The following is a 15,829-nucleotide window of genomic DNA, read 5'->3' on the forward strand; positions in this document are numbered from 1 at the left end:
GGGCGGAGTGAGCGCGAGCAAACCGAAGCTTGTCGTCATCGGCAACGGGATGGCGGGCGTCCGATGCGTGGAAGAGATCGGGCGGCTGGCCCCCGATTTATACGACATTACGATTTTCGGCAATGAGCCAAGACCGAACTACAATCGCATCCTGCTCTCCAAGGTGCTGCAGGGGGACGCTTCGTTCGACGACGTCGTCACGCACGATTGGGCCTGGTATCAGGAGCAGGGCATCCGGCTGCACGCCGGGCATCCGGTCGTCCGGATCGACGCGTCGGCGAGAAGAGTCGAGACGTCGACCGGCCTCTTCGCGGACTACGACCGGCTGATCGTGGCGACGGGCTCCTCGGCGTTCATCCCGCCGCTTCCCGGCGTCGGGAAGCCGGGCGTCATCGCGTTCCGGAACGTCGACGACTGCCGGACGATGATGGAGGCGGCCGCGGTCTACCGCAAGGCGGCCGTCATCGGGGGCGGCCTGCTCGGGCTCGAGGCGGCGCGCGGGCTGCTTAATCTCGGCATGGAGGTCACGGTCGTCCACAACGCCGCCTATCTGATGAACCGGCAGCTCGACCGCACGTCGGCGGAGATGCTGCAGAGGGAGCTGGAGCGGCAAGGGATGCGGTTCCTTCTCGGGAAGATCACGGAGAAGATCGTCGGCCGCAAGCGCGCGGAAGGACTGGCGTTCTCGGACGGCTCGAAGCTGCAGGCCGATCTGATCGTCATGGCGGTCGGCATCCGCCCGAACGTCGAGGTGGCGAAGGCCGCCGGCATCCGCACGAACCGGGCGATCGTCGTGAACGACTACCTCGAGACGAGCTGCCCCGGCGTGTACGCGGTCGGGGAATGCGCCGAGCACGACGGGACGGTGTACGGCCTCGTCGCCCCTCTGTTCGAGCAGGGCAAGGTGCTGGCGAAGGTGCTGTGCGGGATGGAGACGGAGCCGTACCGGGGCTCGGTGCCTTACGCCCAGCTGAAGGTGTCGGGCGTCGACGTGTTCTCGGCGGGGGCGATCGGCGATCCGGACGCCGAGACGGTGCTCCAGCAATTCGACGGAATCAAGGGCACCTACAAGCGGGTTCTCTCCAAAAACGGGAAAGTGGCCGGCGCGATCCTGTACGGCGACACCGCCGAAGGGAATTCGCTGCTCGGCTATCTGAAGCGCGGGGCCGACGCGGCCGCGGTCAGCCGGTCCGACTCGCGGCCGGAGAACGGAGGCGGCAGCGATGCCGTCGCCGCGATGCCGGACGAGGAGACGGTGTGCAACTGCAACGCGGTGAGCAAGGCCGCAATCGCGAAGGCGGTCCGGGAAGGAGCGAATACGGTCGAGCTCGTTCGCGACCGCACGAAGGCGTCCGGCTCCTGCGGCGGGTGCAAGCCGCTCGTGGCGGCGGTCGTGAAGCATGCGCTCGCCGGGGGCGGCTCGGCCGGCTCGGAGCGGGAGGAGGACGCGGCGGTGTGCGGCTGCACGACGCTCGGCCATGCGGCGCTCAAGGAAGAGATCGCCGCGCGGGGCTTCTCCGATGCGGCGCAGGCGATGGCCGGCCTCGGGTGGACCCGGCCGGACGGCTGTCCGGCGTGCCGCGCCGCGATCCGGTATTATCTCGGAAGCGCCGAAGCTGCCGTAGCTGCCGGAGCCGTCATCTCCGCCGGAGCCGTCGCCATGCCGGTGTCCGCCGCCGCGGCGGAAGCCATGACTGCCGCGGCGGAAGGCGCGATACCGGGTGCGGCCGCCGCAGCGGAAGCGGGCGTCTCCGCCGAAGAGCGAACGACCGTGACCCCCAAGCTGCTCGCGGGCGTCGTCCGGGCCGACCAGCTTCGCAGAATCGCCGATACGATCGAGCGATACGGCCTGTCCTTTGCGAATTTGACCGGCGAAGGGCGAATCGACCTGCCGGGCGTCCCCGTCGAAGCGGTCGGGGCGCTCCGGGAGACCCTGGGCCTCCCGATCGAGACGGCGGGGGGCATCGGACGCGAAGCGCGGATTCTCATCGGCGCGCGCAGCGGCAAGGATGCCCAGACCGCCGCGCGGATCGGGACGGAGCTGGAGCGAAGGCTGCATCGCCTGCGGCTGCCTTCTTCGGTGACGGCCGCGGTCGTCGCCGGGTTCGCGGACAACGCGTCCGGCCTGCTCGTGCGGGACATCGGGCTGGCCGAAGCGCCGGCCGGATGGGAGATCTACGCGGGCGGGCGCTCGGAGCGTCCGATTCGCCAGGCGCAGCTGATCGCCGTCGAGCCGGACGAAGAAGCGGCGCTCGAGATCGCCGTCTCGTGCCTGCAATGGTACCGGGAGTCCGCCTATTACGGGGAGCCGGTGTGGAAGTGGCTGGACCGGATCGGACTCGTCGCGGTCCGGGAGAAGCTGCTCGACCCGGATCGCCGGGAAGAGCTGCTGGGCCGCTGGTTCGGGGAGCGGCACCCGTCGGAGAGCGCTGTGCCCATCGGGATATGAAGGAGAGGGAACGACCATGGAAGCGACGTTGAATCAGGGTCAAGCGGGGGAATCCGGAGTCCCCGGGGGAACGACCCAATGTCCGTTCTGCAGCGTCCAATGCAAGATGACGATCGCGGAGGAGCGGACGCCTTCCGGCCGTCCGGCGTTCCGCACGGAAGGGAAGCCGAACGCCGCGTCGGAAGGCCGGCTGTGCGTCAAAGGCATGAACGCCTACCAGCACGCGGCGAGCCGGGAGCGGGTGCTTCATCCGCTGCGCAAGATCGGCGGCGAATTCGTCCGCGTGTCGTGGGAGGAAGCGCTGGATACGATCGCGGAGCGCCTGTCCGCCGTTCAGCGGGAGCACGGCCGCGACGCCGTCGGCCTGTACGGCGGCGGATCGCTTACGAACGAATCGGCTTACCTGCTCGGCAAGTTCGCCCGGGTCGCCCTGCGCACCCGTTATATCGACTATAACGGAAGGTTCTGCATGTCGGCGGCCGCTTCGGCGGGCGTCAAGACGTTCGGCATCGACCGGGGGCTGACGAACCGGCTGTCGGAGATTCCGAAGTCCGGCTGCATCATCCTCGCCGGAACGAACATCGCCGAATGCCAGCCGACTTTGATGCCCTATTTTAACAGCGCGAAGGAGAACGGAGCCCGCATCATCGTCATCGACCCCCGCAAGACCGGCACGGCTGCGCTGGCGGACATCCATCTGAAGGTGAAGCCGGGCACCGACGCCGCGCTCGCCAACGGGATGCTCAAGGTCGTGCTCGACGAAGGGCTCGCGGACCTGTCGTTCATCCGGGAGCGCACGAAGGGATTCGCGGAGCTGAAGGAGCATCTGGACCGGCTCGACCTGGACGAGATCGCCGAGATGACGGGGGTGGACAAGGAGAGCATCCGGGAAGCCGCCCTCGCTTACGCCAAGGCATCGACCGGCATGATCTTCACCGCCCGGGGCGTCGAGCAGCACAGCGACGGGCATCTGGCCGTCCGCAACTTCCTTAATCTGGTGCTCGTAACCGGCAAGATCGGCCGCGAGGGCTGCGGATACGGAGCCGTCACCGGCCAGGGCAACGGACAAGGAGGCCGCGAGCACGGGCAGAAGGCGGACCAACTGCCGGGTTACCGGCTGATCGAGAACGAGAAGGACCGCGAGTACGTCGCCGGCGTGTGGGGGATCGATCCCGCGGAGCTGCCGGGCAAGGGAGTCTCCGCTTACGAGATGATGGAGCTTGCCCATCGACAGGAGATCAAGGCTTTGTTCGTGATGGGATCGAACCCGATCGTGTCCAACCCGAACGCGGGGCTGGTCGAGGAGGCGCTCAAGGGCCTCGACTTCCTGGTCGTGGCCGACATGTTCCTGTCGGAGACGGCGAAGCTGGCCGACCTCGTGCTCCCGGTGACGTCGTATCTGGAGAACGCCGGAACGCTGACCAATCTCGAAGGGCGGGTGCTGCTTCGGGAAGCGGCTCGTCCGGCGCCGGGAGAGGCGCGGCACGACTGGGAGATTCTGTGCGAGCTGGCCGAACGGTTCGGCCGCGGGGACAAATTCCCGTTCCGCTCGGCCGAGGAGATCTTCGAGGAGCTCAGGCTGGCGAGCCGCGGAGGAGTCGCCGACTACTACGGCATCACGTACGAGAGGCTGCGCAAGGAAGAAGGAATCTACTGGCCGTGCCCGTCGACCGACCACCCGGGTACGAAGCGGCTGTTCGAGGACTCGTTCGCGCATGCGGACGGCCTGGCCGTGCTGGCTCCGGTCGACAACCGGCCGCCGGAGGAAGACGTCGACGAGGAATATCCGCTTCTGCTGACGAACGGCCGCGTGCTGCCGCATTATTTGACCGGCGTCCAGACCCGGCGGAGCCCGTCTCTCGCCGCCCGGGCGATCGAGAACTTCGTGGAGATCCATCCGCGTACGGCGCGAAGGCACCGGATCGAGGACGGGACCTTGGTCCGCATTCATTCCCGCCGCGGCCATGTCGTCGTGCGCTGCCGCATTACGAGCGAGATTCGCGAGGACACGCTGTTCGTTCCGATGCATTGGGGCGGCGTGCAGAACGTGAACCTGGTCACGAACCCGGCGCTCGATCCGAACTGCCGGATGCCGGACTTCAAGGTGAGCGCCGTTCGCGTGGAAGCTTTGTCATGAGAAGCCGCGCGGCGGAAGGCGGTGCGGCGGAAGAAGCGCGGGACCTCGCCCGGTCCCCCGGCCGGCTCACGGGCCTCATTCTGGCCGGCGGGGCGAGCCGGCGGATGGGCGGCGTCGCGAAGGCGTTCCTTCCCGTGGAAGGCCGGGAGATGATCCGGCGCGTCGCCGACCGGATGGAGGCCGTCTGCGCCGAAGTGCGGATCGCGGCCGGAGCCGGACACCCGAACCTCGAGGAGCTCGCGAGTCTGGGCTGCCCGCTCGTCTTCGACGCCTTCGCCGACGGCGGTCCGCTCGCCGGGCTTCTCGCGGGCCTGTCGGCGGCGGGCGAAGGGATCGTCTGGGCTTCGGCCTGCGACATGCCCTTCGTCTCCGCCGAGGCGGCCGTCTGGATGGGCGAACGATTGGAACGGACGCGCGGCGGGGAGATGGCGGCCGTTCCGGAGATCGGAGGCCGGCTGCATCCGCTTCAAGCCGTTTACCGGGCCGAATGCAGCCGCGAGGCCAAGGCGTGCCTGGCGCGAGGGGAGCGCAGGCTGACCGAATTCGCGAGGCGGATCCGACCGCTCGTTATCCGCGAAGAAGAGTTCGCGGCGGCGGGCATCGATCTAAGGTTCGTCGCCAACGTGAACACCCCGGAGGAGTATCGGCAGGCTTTAGCGGACATCTGAGGGGCGGAAGGGACGGAAGGCGCGAAGGGATGCGGAAGGAGACGATGCCAATGAGCGGGCCGAAGGTCTATCAGATCGTGGGCTTCAAGAACGCCGGCAAAACGACGCTGGTCTGCGGCCTGGTTCGGCTGTTCACGGAGCGGGGGCTGCGAGTCGGGACGATCAAGCGCGACGCCCACGGCTTCGAAGCGGATCGTCCGGACACGGATACGTGGAAGCATCGCCATTCCGGCTCCGCCTGGACGGCCATCACGTCCGGGGAACGAACGGCGATTTTCTCGGAGGCGCCTTCCCGGCTCGACGAGCTGGTTCAAGCCGCCTCCCGGGCGTGCGACCTGGTTCTCGTCGAGGGGTTCAAGCGGGAGCGCTACCCGAAGCTGGCTCTGGCGCGACAGATCGGCGACGCGGAACAATTGGCGAAGCTTCCGGCGGTGACGGCGCTCGCGCTCTGGCCCGAACCGTATGCCCGGCGGGAGACGATCGAGCCGAATAACGGGATCGAGACGTTCGCGCCGGACGACGTCGCCGCGATCGCCGAGCACATCCGAAGAACGTTAGGATTGGAATAACAATGGCTTGCAGCAAAAAGCGAATAGCGGCCCGCGGGCCGCTATTTTTTCGGCGATTCGTTCGGGAAGAACGCGTCCTTGTTGATCAATCGCCCCAAATATTCGTCCATCTCCTTGGCGGATACGGACGAATCGTTCTTCAGCCACCAGGAGCCGAGCGAAGAGACGGCGCCCGAGTAGAACGCGGCGATGATGTCGACGGGAACCGGGAACCGCGCCCCGCGGCTCTCGGCTTCCAGAAGATCTTCCCTCAGGGAATCGCAGGCGTGCTTCTGGATCATGCTATGCATCGAACTGCATTCCCGATCCGAGGTCGCCAGCGCATGGAATTGACGCATGTCGCCGAACTCTTCGAACATCTGGATCGGGTGCAGGATCCGATCCTCGTACGAGCGGTCGGCGAAGCGTTCCCGGGCTTCCTCCAACCCGTAGGACAGCAGCTGATACTTGTCCTCGAAGTGCTTGTAGAACGTAGTCCGGTGGACCATCGCCCGGTCGCAAATCTCCTGGACGCTCAGCGCTTCGAAGGGGCGTTCCTCCAACAGCTTCGCGAGCGCCTCCCACAGCATCTTGCGGGTGCGCCGGACCCTGAGATCGGTTTTTCCCGAATTCCTGTTCGTATACATCCCGGCCTCCTCTGTAGATTAACCGACATATGAAGCGGAATTGGTTCTTGACTTCCTGCTATATGGAACGTGTATAGTAGAAAATATACATTTGTCGTTTTAAGTATACAAGTGTAGATTAAACAAAAGATAGGCAGGGGGAGAAAAGCAACAATGAATGCTGCAAGTTCCGGGAGCGCGCCGTCCAACGTCGATTTAAGCAAAATCAAGCGCGGCCCGATCGTATTCGCTCTGATCATCGGGGCGTTCGTCGCGATCCTTAACGAGACGCTGCTGGGGAACGCGTTGCCCGATCTCGTTCAGGAATTGGGAGTAGCCTATTCGACCATTCAATGGCTGTCCACCGCGTATATGCTCGTCATCGGGGTTCTCGTTCCGGTAACGGCCGTTCTGCAACAATGGTTTACGACCAGGCAGATGTTCCTGTCGGCGATGATTTTGTTTTTTGCCGGCACGTTGATCGCCGCCGTCGCTCCGGGCTTCAAGCTGCTGCTCGTCGGACGGATCGTGCAGGCGCTCGGCACCGGCCTTATGCTGCCGGTTATGATGAACACGATTCTCGTCATCTTCCCGCCGGACAAGCGGGGGGGCGCGATGGGACTGATGGGTCTCGTCATTATGTTCGCTCCGGCTATCGGCCCTACGATATCCGGTCTAATACTGGACTCCTTGTCCTGGCGCTGGCTGTTCATTCTCGTGCTGCCGTTCGCGGTGTTCTCGATCATCATCGCCGCGGTCTTCTTGAAGAACGTGTCCACGCTGACGAAGCCGAAGGTCGACGTGCTGTCGATCCTGATGTCCACGATCGGCTTCGGCGGCGTCGTGTACGGCTTCAGTAAAGCGGGGGAAGCCGGCTGGTCCGACCCTGAAGTGTACTGGTCGATTATCGTCGGCGGCGTCTTCCTTCTTCTGTTCATCTGGCGCCAGCTAATGCTGAAGGATCCGGTCATGGACCTGAGAGCGTTCAAGTATCCGATGTTCACGCTCGTGACCATCCTGCTGTTCGTCATCATGATGACGCTGTTCTCGTCCATGACGATGATTCCGCTGTACCTGCAAGGCGCGCTGTTCATGACCGCGTTCAAGTCCGGCCTCGTCCTGCTGCCGGGCGGCGTCGTCAACGGCGTCATGGCTCCGATCTCCGGCAAGCTGTTCGACAAGTTCGGGCCGAGAGTGCTCGTCATTCCGGGGCTCGCGATCGTCGTTCTGGCCCTGTACCTGCTGACGACGTTCGACTCCTCGTCGAGCACCGGATACGTCATTTTCGTCCATATCGTTATGCTGATCGGCATCTCCATGGTCATGATGCCGGCGCAGACGACGGGCCTCAACCAGCTGCCGCCGAACCTGTATCCGCACGGCACGGCGATCCTGAACACGCTCCAGCAAGTGTCCGGAGCGATCGGCACGGCGCTGTTCATCAGCATCATGTCGAACGGCACGAAGGACTACATGAAGTCGTCGGCGGATCCGTCGTCTCCGGCCGAGATCGCCAACGGCGTCGTGGCCGGCGTCAACAACGCCTTCTGGATCGGCCTCGTCATCGCCGTACTGGCGTTCGTCATCGGCCTGTTCATCCGCCGGACCCAAGCTCCGCAAGGGCAGCCGTCGGGATCGCCGGGCATGCACTGATCCCGGTCCCGCGCTAACGCAAAAAGCATCGCTCCTCCCCGCCTAGGGCGGCGGATGGGCGATGCTTTTTTGCTTGGCGGCGGGCTCGCGCCGTCGATCGAAGATCGACGCAGCGCCGATACCGCCTTTCCCCTTTTTTTGCCTTTTTAGGCTTATCCCCTCTGCTCAGCCAGGGGAAGGGGCGCGATCGGATGCCCAGGAAAGGCTGCGCCACCGATATCCGACCAAGTAACGAAATGGCTGACGCACCTTGCCCCGCTCCTTCGATATCCGGCCAAAGTAACGCAGCGGCTGACACGCTTTGCCCCGCTCCTTCGATATCCGGCCAAAGTAAGAAATGGTTGACGCATCTTGCCCCGCTCCTTCGATATCCGCCCCCGAAGCAACACGGTGGCTGATCCACGGTGGTCCGGTTCCGGCAGGAGGGCATCCTTCCTTTCTAAATTACTTGGGCGAATCCTTATAGAGCTCGCGCATCACGTGTCGCAGCTCCGGGACGATGAGGCGCGTCATCGCGAGCTTCACGGCGCCGGTCGAGCCGGGCATCGAGAAGACGGCGGTCGTGCCCACCGTGCCGGCGATCGCCCGGGATAGAATGGCCGCGGAGCCGATATCCTCGGTGAAGCTGAGCATGCGGAAAATCTCGCCGAAGCCCGGCATCTCCTTCTGAAGGACGTCGCGCACCGCTTCGTAGGTCGTGTCCCGGCCGGCGATGCCCGTGCCGCCGTTCAGCAGCACGGCTTCGACGGCGGGGTCGGCCGCGGCTTCGAGCACGAGCGTCCGGATCCGGTCGTACTCGTCGGGAACGATTCGCGCTCCGACGACCCGGTAGCCGCCGGCCTCCAGAAGCTCGCGGCACAGCCGTCCGCTTTTGTCCGTCTCCGGGGTTCGGGTGTCCGATACGGTAATGATGAGGCAGGATACGGAAGAAGGGGCCTCCCTCCGGTGCTGCTCGGTAGATGATGAGGTGGACAAACGTCTCTCTCTCCTTCGGGGCTTCTCTCTATCGCCCGTCCGCTTGTTACCGATCATTGTAGCAGAATCGCCCCGGAAGCGCATCCGGAGCGCCGCAGCCCCTATAAAAAAGAACCTCCGCCGCCCTGAACAAGGGATTCGGAGGTTCCGGGTCCGGCCGCAGGAGGCTCGCAGCAGGCAGAGCCTGAAGTTCCGCCTACTCGGTCCGCTCGCGCTCGAAGCCGCCGACCTCATCCATATCCGTTCCCGCGTGCGCGGATTCGGCATCGGCCGAAGGAACGGCGGCGGAAGAGGCGGAGGAGGCGGGGGGAGCGGAGGAAGTCCGCACGAGGCGATCCGTGATCGCGGGCACGAGCAGGAACAACGCGTAAGCGAGCGTCATCCAGATCGTGAACGCATGGTGCTGGCCTTCGTCGAACTTCGTGAAGACGCTGTCCCGGTACCAGATCGCGAACGTGTCGAGCAGAAGGCCGACCGCCGCACCGATGAAGCCCAACCGCGTGGCCGACCCCGGCTCCCGGAACAGGCGCAGCCGGACGACGAGCGCCAGCCCGATCAGCACGAGCGCGGTCAATGCCTCCAGCAGGAACAGCGAAGCGCCGAACTGGGGGTTCTCCGTATCGACGAGCACCCAATTGCCGAAGAGGATGAAAAACAGCGTGGCCACCGCCCACATCGCGATACCGATTCCGGTTAAGATCAACGTCTGACGCAGCATCGTCTCGTCTTCCTTTCGCGCCTTCGCGCATCCGTGTAGTGTCTCGCCTTCGCCTATCGCCCAGGCCGATCGCCGGCCTGTCTCCTTGCCAGTCCCCAGCCCCTATTCGACGCGGCTGCGAAGCACCGTCATCTCGCCGGCCAGCGAGTAATCGCCCAGGTTGGCCGGCAGGAGGAAGCAGTCTCCCGCCTTGGCGTCGAGCAGGCCGCTCTCCCAGCGGATCGAGCCGGTACCTTCCGCGACGATCAGAATGTCGAAGCTCTCCGGAACCGTCGACAGCTTCCATTCGCCGCGAACGACGCCTTTGTCCGTGACGAAGTAAGGAGACTTCGCCAGAGTCAGCCATTCGCCAGGCTTCGCTCCGTCCGTCTTCATCCGGGTCGCGCCGGCGCCTTCGTAGGCGGTCACGTTCAACGAATCCTCGATGTGCAGCTCGCGCGGCTTGCCGTCCAGTCCCGGACGGTCGTAATCGTAAACCCGGTACGTCGTGTCGGAGTTCTGCTGAATCTCCGCGACGAGAACGCCCGCGCACAGCGCGTGAACGGTGCCGGCCGGTATGTAGAACGTGTCGCCCGCCTCGACGGACACTTCCTGGAGCGTATCCATGATCCGGCCCTCCGAGATCGCGGCCGCGAACGATTCGCGGTTGACGCCCGGCTTCAGGCCGTAGATGATTTTGGCGCCCGGCTTGGCGTCGAGGACGTACCACATTTCGGTTTTGCCGAGCTCGCCCTTGGGCAGGCCCGCGTAGTCGTCGGTCGGATGCACTTGAACCGACAGGTCGTCGTTGCAGTCGAGCAGCTTGATCAAGAGAGGGAAGCGGCCGTTGCCGGATTGGCTGCCCTTCGAGCCGAACCACTCGGCGCCGAGCGCTTCGCGGATTTGGTCGAGCCCTTGGCCGGCCAGCTCGCCGTTGATGACGTGGGAGACGCCGTTCGGGTGGTCGGCGATCATCCAGCCTTCGCCGATGTGGCCTTCCGGCACGTCGTAGCCGAAGCGCTCGAGCTCGCGGCCGCCCCAGACGCGCTCCTTGAATTCGGGCTTGAAGTGCAGCGGATACGGTTTAACGGATTGGGTCATTGCGATTGTCCTCCTCTGGTGGATTGGAAAAATTCGATCGACTCGCCGTCGGGCCCCTTGAAGAAGAAATAACGGCTGCCGTTGGGAAGCTCCGTGATCCCCTCATCGACTCCGGACACGCCGAGCGTTCGGATCCGGCGGTACTCCTCCTCGATGTCGTCTACCGAGAATGCGACGTGGTGAACCTTGCCCTCGGGCGTCACGGGGCCGTCGTAGCCTTCGATAAGCTCGATCTCGGTCTCCCGGCGGCCGGGGAACGACAGGAAGGCGAGCCGGATGACGCCGTTCGTATGGGTCAGCGTCTCCAGGTAGTCCAACCCGACGACGTTCGTGTAGAAGGCGATCGATGCCTCCAGGTTGCTCGCCATGATTCCGACGTGCTCGATTTTCGTAACCGCCATTCCTCATTGTCCTCCTTCGCTTACTTCTTCTCTAATGCGAATAGATAGGGAGCGGAGCTCTTCTGCGGAAAACGATACGACACGACTTGAGCGGCGGCGGGGGAGAGAGCGGCCATCCACCGTTCCACGGCGGCCGCTTCCGAATCTCCGCCTTCGTGGCCGGGATAGACGACCGCTGTCAGCGCTCCTCCCGGCGCGAGAAGGCCGAGCGCAGCTTCCATGGCGGCCAGCGTCGTCTCCGGCAGCGTGATGACGCTCCGGTCGCCGCCTTCCCCAGGCAGGAAGCCGAGATTGAACATGACCGCCCGCACGAGGCCGCGGTGCTCCGGCGCGATCAGCTCGGCCATTCGCTCATGGCCCGCGTGCAGGAGCGTCGCCGGCGCAAGGCTGCCGGCCGTGCGGGAGCCGTCGCGCGCCGATGCCGCGGCCTCCGCCTCCAGGCGAGCCCGCGTGCGGGCGAGTGCCGCCTCCTGCACGTCGAACGCGTACACGTGCCCCTTCGGACCCGCGGCGCGCGCGAGGAACAGCGTGTCCACGCCGCCTCCGGCCGTGGCGTCAATCGCGACCGCGCCCGGCGCCATCCGTTCCGCCGCCCAACGCTGGGCCATGGTCAGGACGGAGAGGAATCCCATCTTATCGTCCCTCCCGCAACTTGCCCTGCCACGAGTTCCTCCGCGCAAGCTCGGCGTCGATCGCGTTCAGCACGTCCCATTTTCGCAGACTCCACATGGGTCCGATAAGCAGGTCGCGCGGAGCGTCGCCCGTCAGACGGTGAACGGTCATCTCGGGCGGCAGCATCTCGAGCGTATCGACGACCAGGCCGACATACTCGTCCCTCTCGAGGAACCGCAGCAGCCCGTCGCGCCATTGGCGCACCATCGGCGTCTTGCGCATCAGGTGAAGCAGATGAATCTTGATGCCCTGCACGTCCATCCGGGCCGTCTGGCGGCCCGTCTCCAGCATCATCTCGCGGTCTTCGCCGGGAAGCCCGTAGATGATATGGGCGCACACCCGGATTCCCCGGGCGCGAAGCCGCTCCACCGCGTCGACGAAGCAAGCCGTGTCGTGAGCGCGGTTGATCAGCTTCGAAGTCGATTCATGGACGGTCTGCAGCCCCATCTCGAGCCACAGGTAGGTTCTCTCGTTCAGCTCGGCCAAATAGTCGACGACGTCGTCCGGAAGACAGTCGGGGCGGGTGGCGACGGACAGGCCGACCACGCCGGGCTGCTCCAGGATGGTCTCGTAGTATTCCTTGAGCGTCTCGAGCGGGGCGTACGTGTTCGTGTAGGCCTGGAAGTAGCCGATATACTTGGCCTCCGGCCACTTCAGGTGCTGGCGGTCGCGGATCTTGCCGAATTGCGTGACGAGATCGTCGCGCCGGCTTCCGGCGAAGTCGCCGGAGCCCCGGGCGCTGCAGAAGGTGCAGCCTCCGGTCGCGATCGCGCCGTCCCGGTTCGGGCAGGTGAATCCCGCGTCCAGCGTCACTTTGAAGACCTTCGCCCCGAACCGCTCCCGCATCTCGTGATTCCACGAACGGAATCGCTTGCCGCTCCATTCCGCCGGCCGCGTCTCGTCCGTCGTCGCTATCGTGGCCATTCTCGTTACCGCTCCTTGCTTCGAATTGCGCTGCTCTCATTGTACCGAAAAAAACCGGGATTGGCGAGAACAGGGGACAACTGCGATAAAAATCATTTGGCGGGTAAGCGCTTTCCGATAAAGAGGATTTTGAGCGGAACAGGTGCGGAATTCGCCGGATCGGCTTGCAATACCTAACATGATATGTTATATTAAAAGTGCGTCAGATCAACGAATTTTGCAGTTTTCGTCCTCCAATTTTCGCAACGTTACTCATAGCTGCTCCAGTTCGGGGGTAACCTAATCCCTACCCATTTCATTTAGGAGAAAGCGAGAGGTGAGGATCATGACTTCTACCGTTAAGATCCCGCAAGGCGACGACACGATGAAGGTGGAGCTGACCATCAAGGAAGCGATGGCGCTCGCGGGCATCAAGTTCCATAGCAACCACAACGTCGAAGTGTCCGCCAAGAGGAAGATCCAGGAGGCCCTGGACAACCAATATCATCTCGACGAACGCCGTCCGGTCAATTAATCAGCCGTTCGCTGCCATAGCCGCCGAGACCGCCTGCGCTCCGATTTCGGAGCCGGGCGGTCTTTTTATCGCGCTTATCAGGCATATCCCCATGGCTCAGCCGCGGCGGATCGGAGCAAGACCTTCTCTTATTTAGGGCACTTTTAGTCTTATCCCCACTGCTCAGCCTCGCGTCTCGGACCCGGCTCTTCTCTTTCTCGGCCTTTTTAGTCTTATCCCCGTGGCTCAGCTGCGAAGGTTCGGAGCTAGACCTTCTCTCTTCTAGGACACTTTTAATCATATCCCCACTGCTCAGCCTCGCGTCTCGGACCCCGCTCTTCCCTCTTCTCGACTTTTTTACTCTTATCCCCATGACTCAGCCGCGGCGGATCGGAGCTAGACCTTCTCTCTACTAGGGCACTTTTACTCTTATCCCCACAGCTCAGTCGGCCTACTCGGTCTCGGCTAGGCGGGGCGGGGGACGTATACCTCATTATTTCTATATAGAGAAGGAGAGGGGACTGAATAAATCCGCTGTTGAGCAAAGGGGATGCCGCTTAGTCAAGGCGATATTGCTGAGCCGAGGGGATAAGATGTAGGCGAAGCTTATGCCGGGGTTCGGAGATAAGATGAAAGATAAAGATTCCGACCGAGGAGCGGAGATAGGGGGAGTTAACGTTGCAACTGAGGTACGGGGCTAAGGGGAACGAGGCTACAGCTGAGGTATGGGGATAAGCCTAAAAATGCACCGTAAGCTGAGGTATGGGGATAAGCCTAAAAATGCACCGTAAACTGAGCTAATGGGATAAAACGATAATGGCTGCGAGGCCGAATCAAACCACAGGTATAAGCTCCAAAATGCATCGCGGCTGAGCCAACGGGATAACCCGATAAATACAGCTAGACGGAGGCACGGGGGTAAGAGGAAAGATGGCAGCTACAGCTGAGCGAAGGGGATAAGCCTAAAAATGCACCGTAAACTGAGCTAATGGGATAAAACGATAATGGCTGCGAGGCCGAATCAAACCACAGGTATAAGCTCCAAAATGCATCGCGGCTGAGCCGACGGGATAACCCGATAAATGCAGCTAGACGGAGGCGCATGGGTAAAAGGAAAGATGGCAGCTTCGGCTGAGCTATCGGGATAAGAAGTAAGACGCAGCTACAGCTGAGCGAAGGGGATAAGCCTAAAGAGCGGCGAAGAGAGAGATACGGTACGTGCGCGAGGATAAGGAGGCATAGGGGGCCGTTTCGGCTGAGCGAAGGGGATAAGCCCGGAAAAGGGAGATTCGAAGGTTCGCAGAGACCGAGCTCGCGGCGCAGGCCGAATCTCTTTACAATCCCGCCCGAATTGGGCACAATAAGGGACGGCAACGTCGCGGACGGGCGGGCGCAAGACCGGGGCCTGCCGCGTTAACGCGCGCAACGGAAGCGGAGGACGAGTCATGAGACTGCGAACGAAGAAGAATACCCGCGTCGGCCTGGAGAGCCAACCGGATCTGATCGTGCTGGAGCCGAAGAAGCTGAAGGGCCGCTGGCGCGAGCTGTTCGGCAACGATCGCCCCATTCATATCGAGATCGGCATGGGCAAGGGGCAGTTCATCAGCCGCTGGAGCGCGAACAACCCGGACGTCAACTATCTCGGGATGGATATGTACGACGAGCTGCTGCTTATAGGAAGCGAGAAAGCGCGCAAGCTGTGGAAGGAAGAGAAGGGCTCGGACGAAGTCCCCAATCTGTATCTCGTCCGAGGCAACGCGGAGCAGCTGGAGGAGATGTTCGAGGACGGCGAGCTGGAGAGAATCTACCTGAACTTCAGCGACCCGTGGCCGAAAAGCAAGCACGCGAAGCGCCGCCTCACGCACCCGCGCTTCCTCGAGAAGTACAAGCGGGCGTTGAACGAGAAGGGAGAAATTCACTTCAAGACCGACTCTCTGAGCCTATTCGAGTTCTCGCTCAACAGCTTCTCGGATTCCCGCCTGCAGATGCGCAACATCTCTCTGCATCTTCACCGCAACGAGCTGCGCGACGACCTGGTGATGACGGAGTACGAGACGAAGTTCGTCGGCCAAGGGATGCCGATCTACCGGCTCGAAGCCGTCGTGGGCAGCGAAGTCGTGCGCGAGCATCGGGAGCGCGTCGAAGCCGAGGTGCAAGCCTCTATCGCCAGAGCCGCGAAGCGGGCGGCAGACGGGCGGGAGGACGCGGACTAGGAGAGCGAAGAGAGCGCGCGATAGAAGGCGATAGAACGAGGATACGCCGCCATAGCCACCGCCGGAGACTTCTCCGGCGGTTTATTCATGTTTGACTCTGATATCCCATATTTTATGATAAAGGTATCAACCCAAAAAACCAAAAAAGGCGGGGTTGCGATCGTTTATGCTGCTAACCGAAAGGCGCAGGCAATTTCTGAAGAAGCTGGTCGATCTGCACCGGATGACGCGGCTGCCCATTCATTACGGGACGCTGGCGAATGTTTTTTTTT

General features: G+C 63.1%; 14 protein-coding genes. 7 read left to right on the forward strand and 7 right to left on the reverse strand.

The features are described 5' to 3' along the window. Positions 1 to 7 precede the first annotated feature (7 nt). From nirB to mobB, 4 genes are read left to right on the forward strand one after another with little or no spacing between them, the layout of a single operon-like run. Positions 8 to 2,449: a nitrite reductase large subunit NirB gene (gene nirB / locus H7B90_RS04100; protein WP_185134609.1), complete on the forward strand. Its 2,442-nt coding sequence runs from the start codon at positions 8 to 10 to the stop codon at positions 2,447 to 2,449. Between the two features lie 16 nt (positions 2,450 to 2,465). Continuing rightward, positions 2,466 to 4,586 carry an assimilatory nitrate reductase catalytic subunit NasC gene (gene nasC, locus H7B90_RS04105; protein WP_185134610.1) on the forward strand — a complete coding sequence of 707 codons (2,121 nt, stop codon included), beginning with the start codon at positions 2,466 to 2,468 and terminating at the stop codon, positions 4,584 to 4,586. Further along, the gene (gene mobA / locus H7B90_RS04110) at positions 4,583 to 5,254 is read left to right on the forward strand and encodes a molybdenum cofactor guanylyltransferase (RefSeq protein ID WP_185134611.1); all 672 of its coding nucleotides are present in this window, start codon (positions 4,583 to 4,585) and stop codon (positions 5,252 to 5,254) included. The genes nasC and mobA overlap by 4 nt, the downstream gene beginning before the upstream one ends. Before the next feature lie 50 nt (positions 5,255 to 5,304). Continuing rightward, a complete protein-coding gene (gene mobB, locus H7B90_RS04115; protein WP_185134612.1) occupies positions 5,305 to 5,823 on the forward strand; it encodes a molybdopterin-guanine dinucleotide biosynthesis protein B in 519 nt (172 codons plus the stop codon). Positions 5,824 to 5,864: 41 nt separating this feature from the next. Here the strand turns inward: mobB and H7B90_RS04120 are convergent, their stop codons facing one another. After that, a complete protein-coding gene (locus H7B90_RS04120) occupies positions 5,865 to 6,449 on the reverse strand; it encodes a TetR/AcrR family transcriptional regulator (protein WP_185134613.1) in 585 nt (194 codons plus the stop codon). Between the two features lie 153 nt (positions 6,450 to 6,602). Here H7B90_RS04120 and H7B90_RS04125 point away from each other — a divergent pair, with 153 nt between their 5' ends. Continuing rightward, entirely contained in the window at positions 6,603 to 8,081 is a 1,479-nt protein-coding gene (locus H7B90_RS04125) for a DHA2 family efflux MFS transporter permease subunit (protein WP_185134614.1), read from the forward strand. Between the two features lie 444 nt (positions 8,082 to 8,525). On the opposite strand, the gene H7B90_RS04130 is transcribed toward H7B90_RS04125, so the two are convergent. The 6 genes from H7B90_RS04130 to mnmL all read right to left on the reverse strand — a co-directional run bounded on the left by H7B90_RS04130 (position 8,526) and on the right by mnmL (position 12,851). Further along, complete coding sequence (locus H7B90_RS04130; protein ID WP_246578692.1) at positions 8,526 to 9,056, reverse strand: MogA/MoaB family molybdenum cofactor biosynthesis protein; 531 nt, start codon at positions 9,054 to 9,056, stop codon at positions 8,526 to 8,528. Positions 9,057 to 9,252: 196 nt separating this feature from the next. After that, the gene (locus tag H7B90_RS04135; protein ID WP_185134616.1) at positions 9,253 to 9,774 is read right to left on the reverse strand and encodes a hypothetical protein; all 522 of its coding nucleotides are present in this window, start codon (positions 9,772 to 9,774) and stop codon (positions 9,253 to 9,255) included. A 102-nt stretch (positions 9,775 to 9,876) separates the two neighbouring features. Continuing rightward, entirely contained in the window at positions 9,877 to 10,854 is a 978-nt protein-coding gene (locus tag H7B90_RS04140) for a type I phosphomannose isomerase catalytic subunit (protein WP_185134617.1), read from the reverse strand. Continuing rightward, positions 10,851 to 11,255, reverse strand: a complete 405-nt coding sequence (locus H7B90_RS04145; protein ID WP_185134618.1) for a VOC family protein — start codon at positions 11,253 to 11,255, stop codon at positions 10,851 to 10,853. The genes H7B90_RS04140 and H7B90_RS04145 overlap by 4 nt, the downstream gene beginning before the upstream one ends. Positions 11,256 to 11,275: 20 nt before the next feature. Continuing rightward, positions 11,276 to 11,887, reverse strand: coding sequence for a tRNA 5-(aminomethyl)-2-thiouridylate-methyltransferase MnmM (gene mnmM / locus H7B90_RS04150; protein ID WP_185134619.1), 612 nt, complete (start codon positions 11,885 to 11,887; stop codon positions 11,276 to 11,278). 1 nt (position 11,888) lies between these two features. Next, the gene (gene mnmL / locus H7B90_RS04155) at positions 11,889 to 12,851 is read right to left on the reverse strand and encodes a tRNA modification radical SAM protein MnmL/YtqA (protein WP_185134620.1); all 963 of its coding nucleotides are present in this window, start codon (positions 12,849 to 12,851) and stop codon (positions 11,889 to 11,891) included. Between the two features lie 325 nt (positions 12,852 to 13,176). Between mnmL and H7B90_RS04160 the strand changes: the two genes are divergently transcribed. Both H7B90_RS04160 and trmB read left to right on the forward strand, forming a co-directional pair. Further along, complete coding sequence (locus H7B90_RS04160) at positions 13,177 to 13,365, forward strand: hypothetical protein (protein ID WP_185134621.1); 189 nt, start codon at positions 13,177 to 13,179, stop codon at positions 13,363 to 13,365. 1,424 nt (positions 13,366 to 14,789) lie between these two features. After that, positions 14,790 to 15,557 (forward strand): tRNA (guanosine(46)-N7)-methyltransferase TrmB, encoded by a 768-nt coding sequence (trmB, locus tag H7B90_RS04165; protein WP_185134622.1) that lies wholly within the window; start codon positions 14,790 to 14,792, stop codon positions 15,555 to 15,557. Positions 15,558 to 15,829: the final 272 nt, after the last annotated feature.

Origin of the sequence: Cohnella xylanilytica, assembly GCF_014212175.1 — a bacterium.
Taxonomy (GTDB): Bacteria; Bacillota; Bacilli; order Paenibacillales; family Paenibacillaceae; genus Cohnella; species Cohnella xylanilytica.

Coding starts and splice junctions, on each gene's coding strand:
- trmB (WP_185134622.1), top strand. CDS start 14,790: ATGAGACTGCGAACGAAGAAGAATACCCGCGTCGGCCTGGAGAGCCAA.
- H7B90_RS04135 (WP_185134616.1), bottom strand. CDS start 9,774: ATGCTGCGTCAGACGTTGATCTTAACCGGAATCGGTATCGCGATGTGG.
- mobA (WP_185134611.1), top strand. CDS start 4,583: ATGAGAAGCCGCGCGGCGGAAGGCGGTGCGGCGGAAGAAGCGCGGGAC.
- H7B90_RS04160 (WP_185134621.1), top strand. CDS start 13,177: ATGACTTCTACCGTTAAGATCCCGCAAGGCGACGACACGATGAAGGTG.
- H7B90_RS04125 (WP_185134614.1), top strand. CDS start 6,603: ATGAATGCTGCAAGTTCCGGGAGCGCGCCGTCCAACGTCGATTTAAGC.
- mnmM (WP_185134619.1), bottom strand. CDS start 11,887: ATGGGATTCCTCTCCGTCCTGACCATGGCCCAGCGTTGGGCGGCGGAA.
- H7B90_RS04140 (WP_185134617.1), bottom strand. CDS start 10,854: ATGACCCAATCCGTTAAACCGTATCCGCTGCACTTCAAGCCCGAATTC.
- H7B90_RS04120 (WP_185134613.1), bottom strand. CDS start 6,449: ATGTATACGAACAGGAATTCGGGAAAAACCGATCTCAGGGTCCGGCGC.
- mnmL (WP_185134620.1), bottom strand. CDS start 12,851: ATGGCCACGATAGCGACGACGGACGAGACGCGGCCGGCGGAATGGAGC.
- mobB (WP_185134612.1), top strand. CDS start 5,305: ATGAGCGGGCCGAAGGTCTATCAGATCGTGGGCTTCAAGAACGCCGGC.
- H7B90_RS04145 (WP_185134618.1), bottom strand. CDS start 11,255: ATGGCGGTTACGAAAATCGAGCACGTCGGAATCATGGCGAGCAACCTG.
- nasC (WP_185134610.1), top strand. CDS start 2,466: ATGGAAGCGACGTTGAATCAGGGTCAAGCGGGGGAATCCGGAGTCCCC.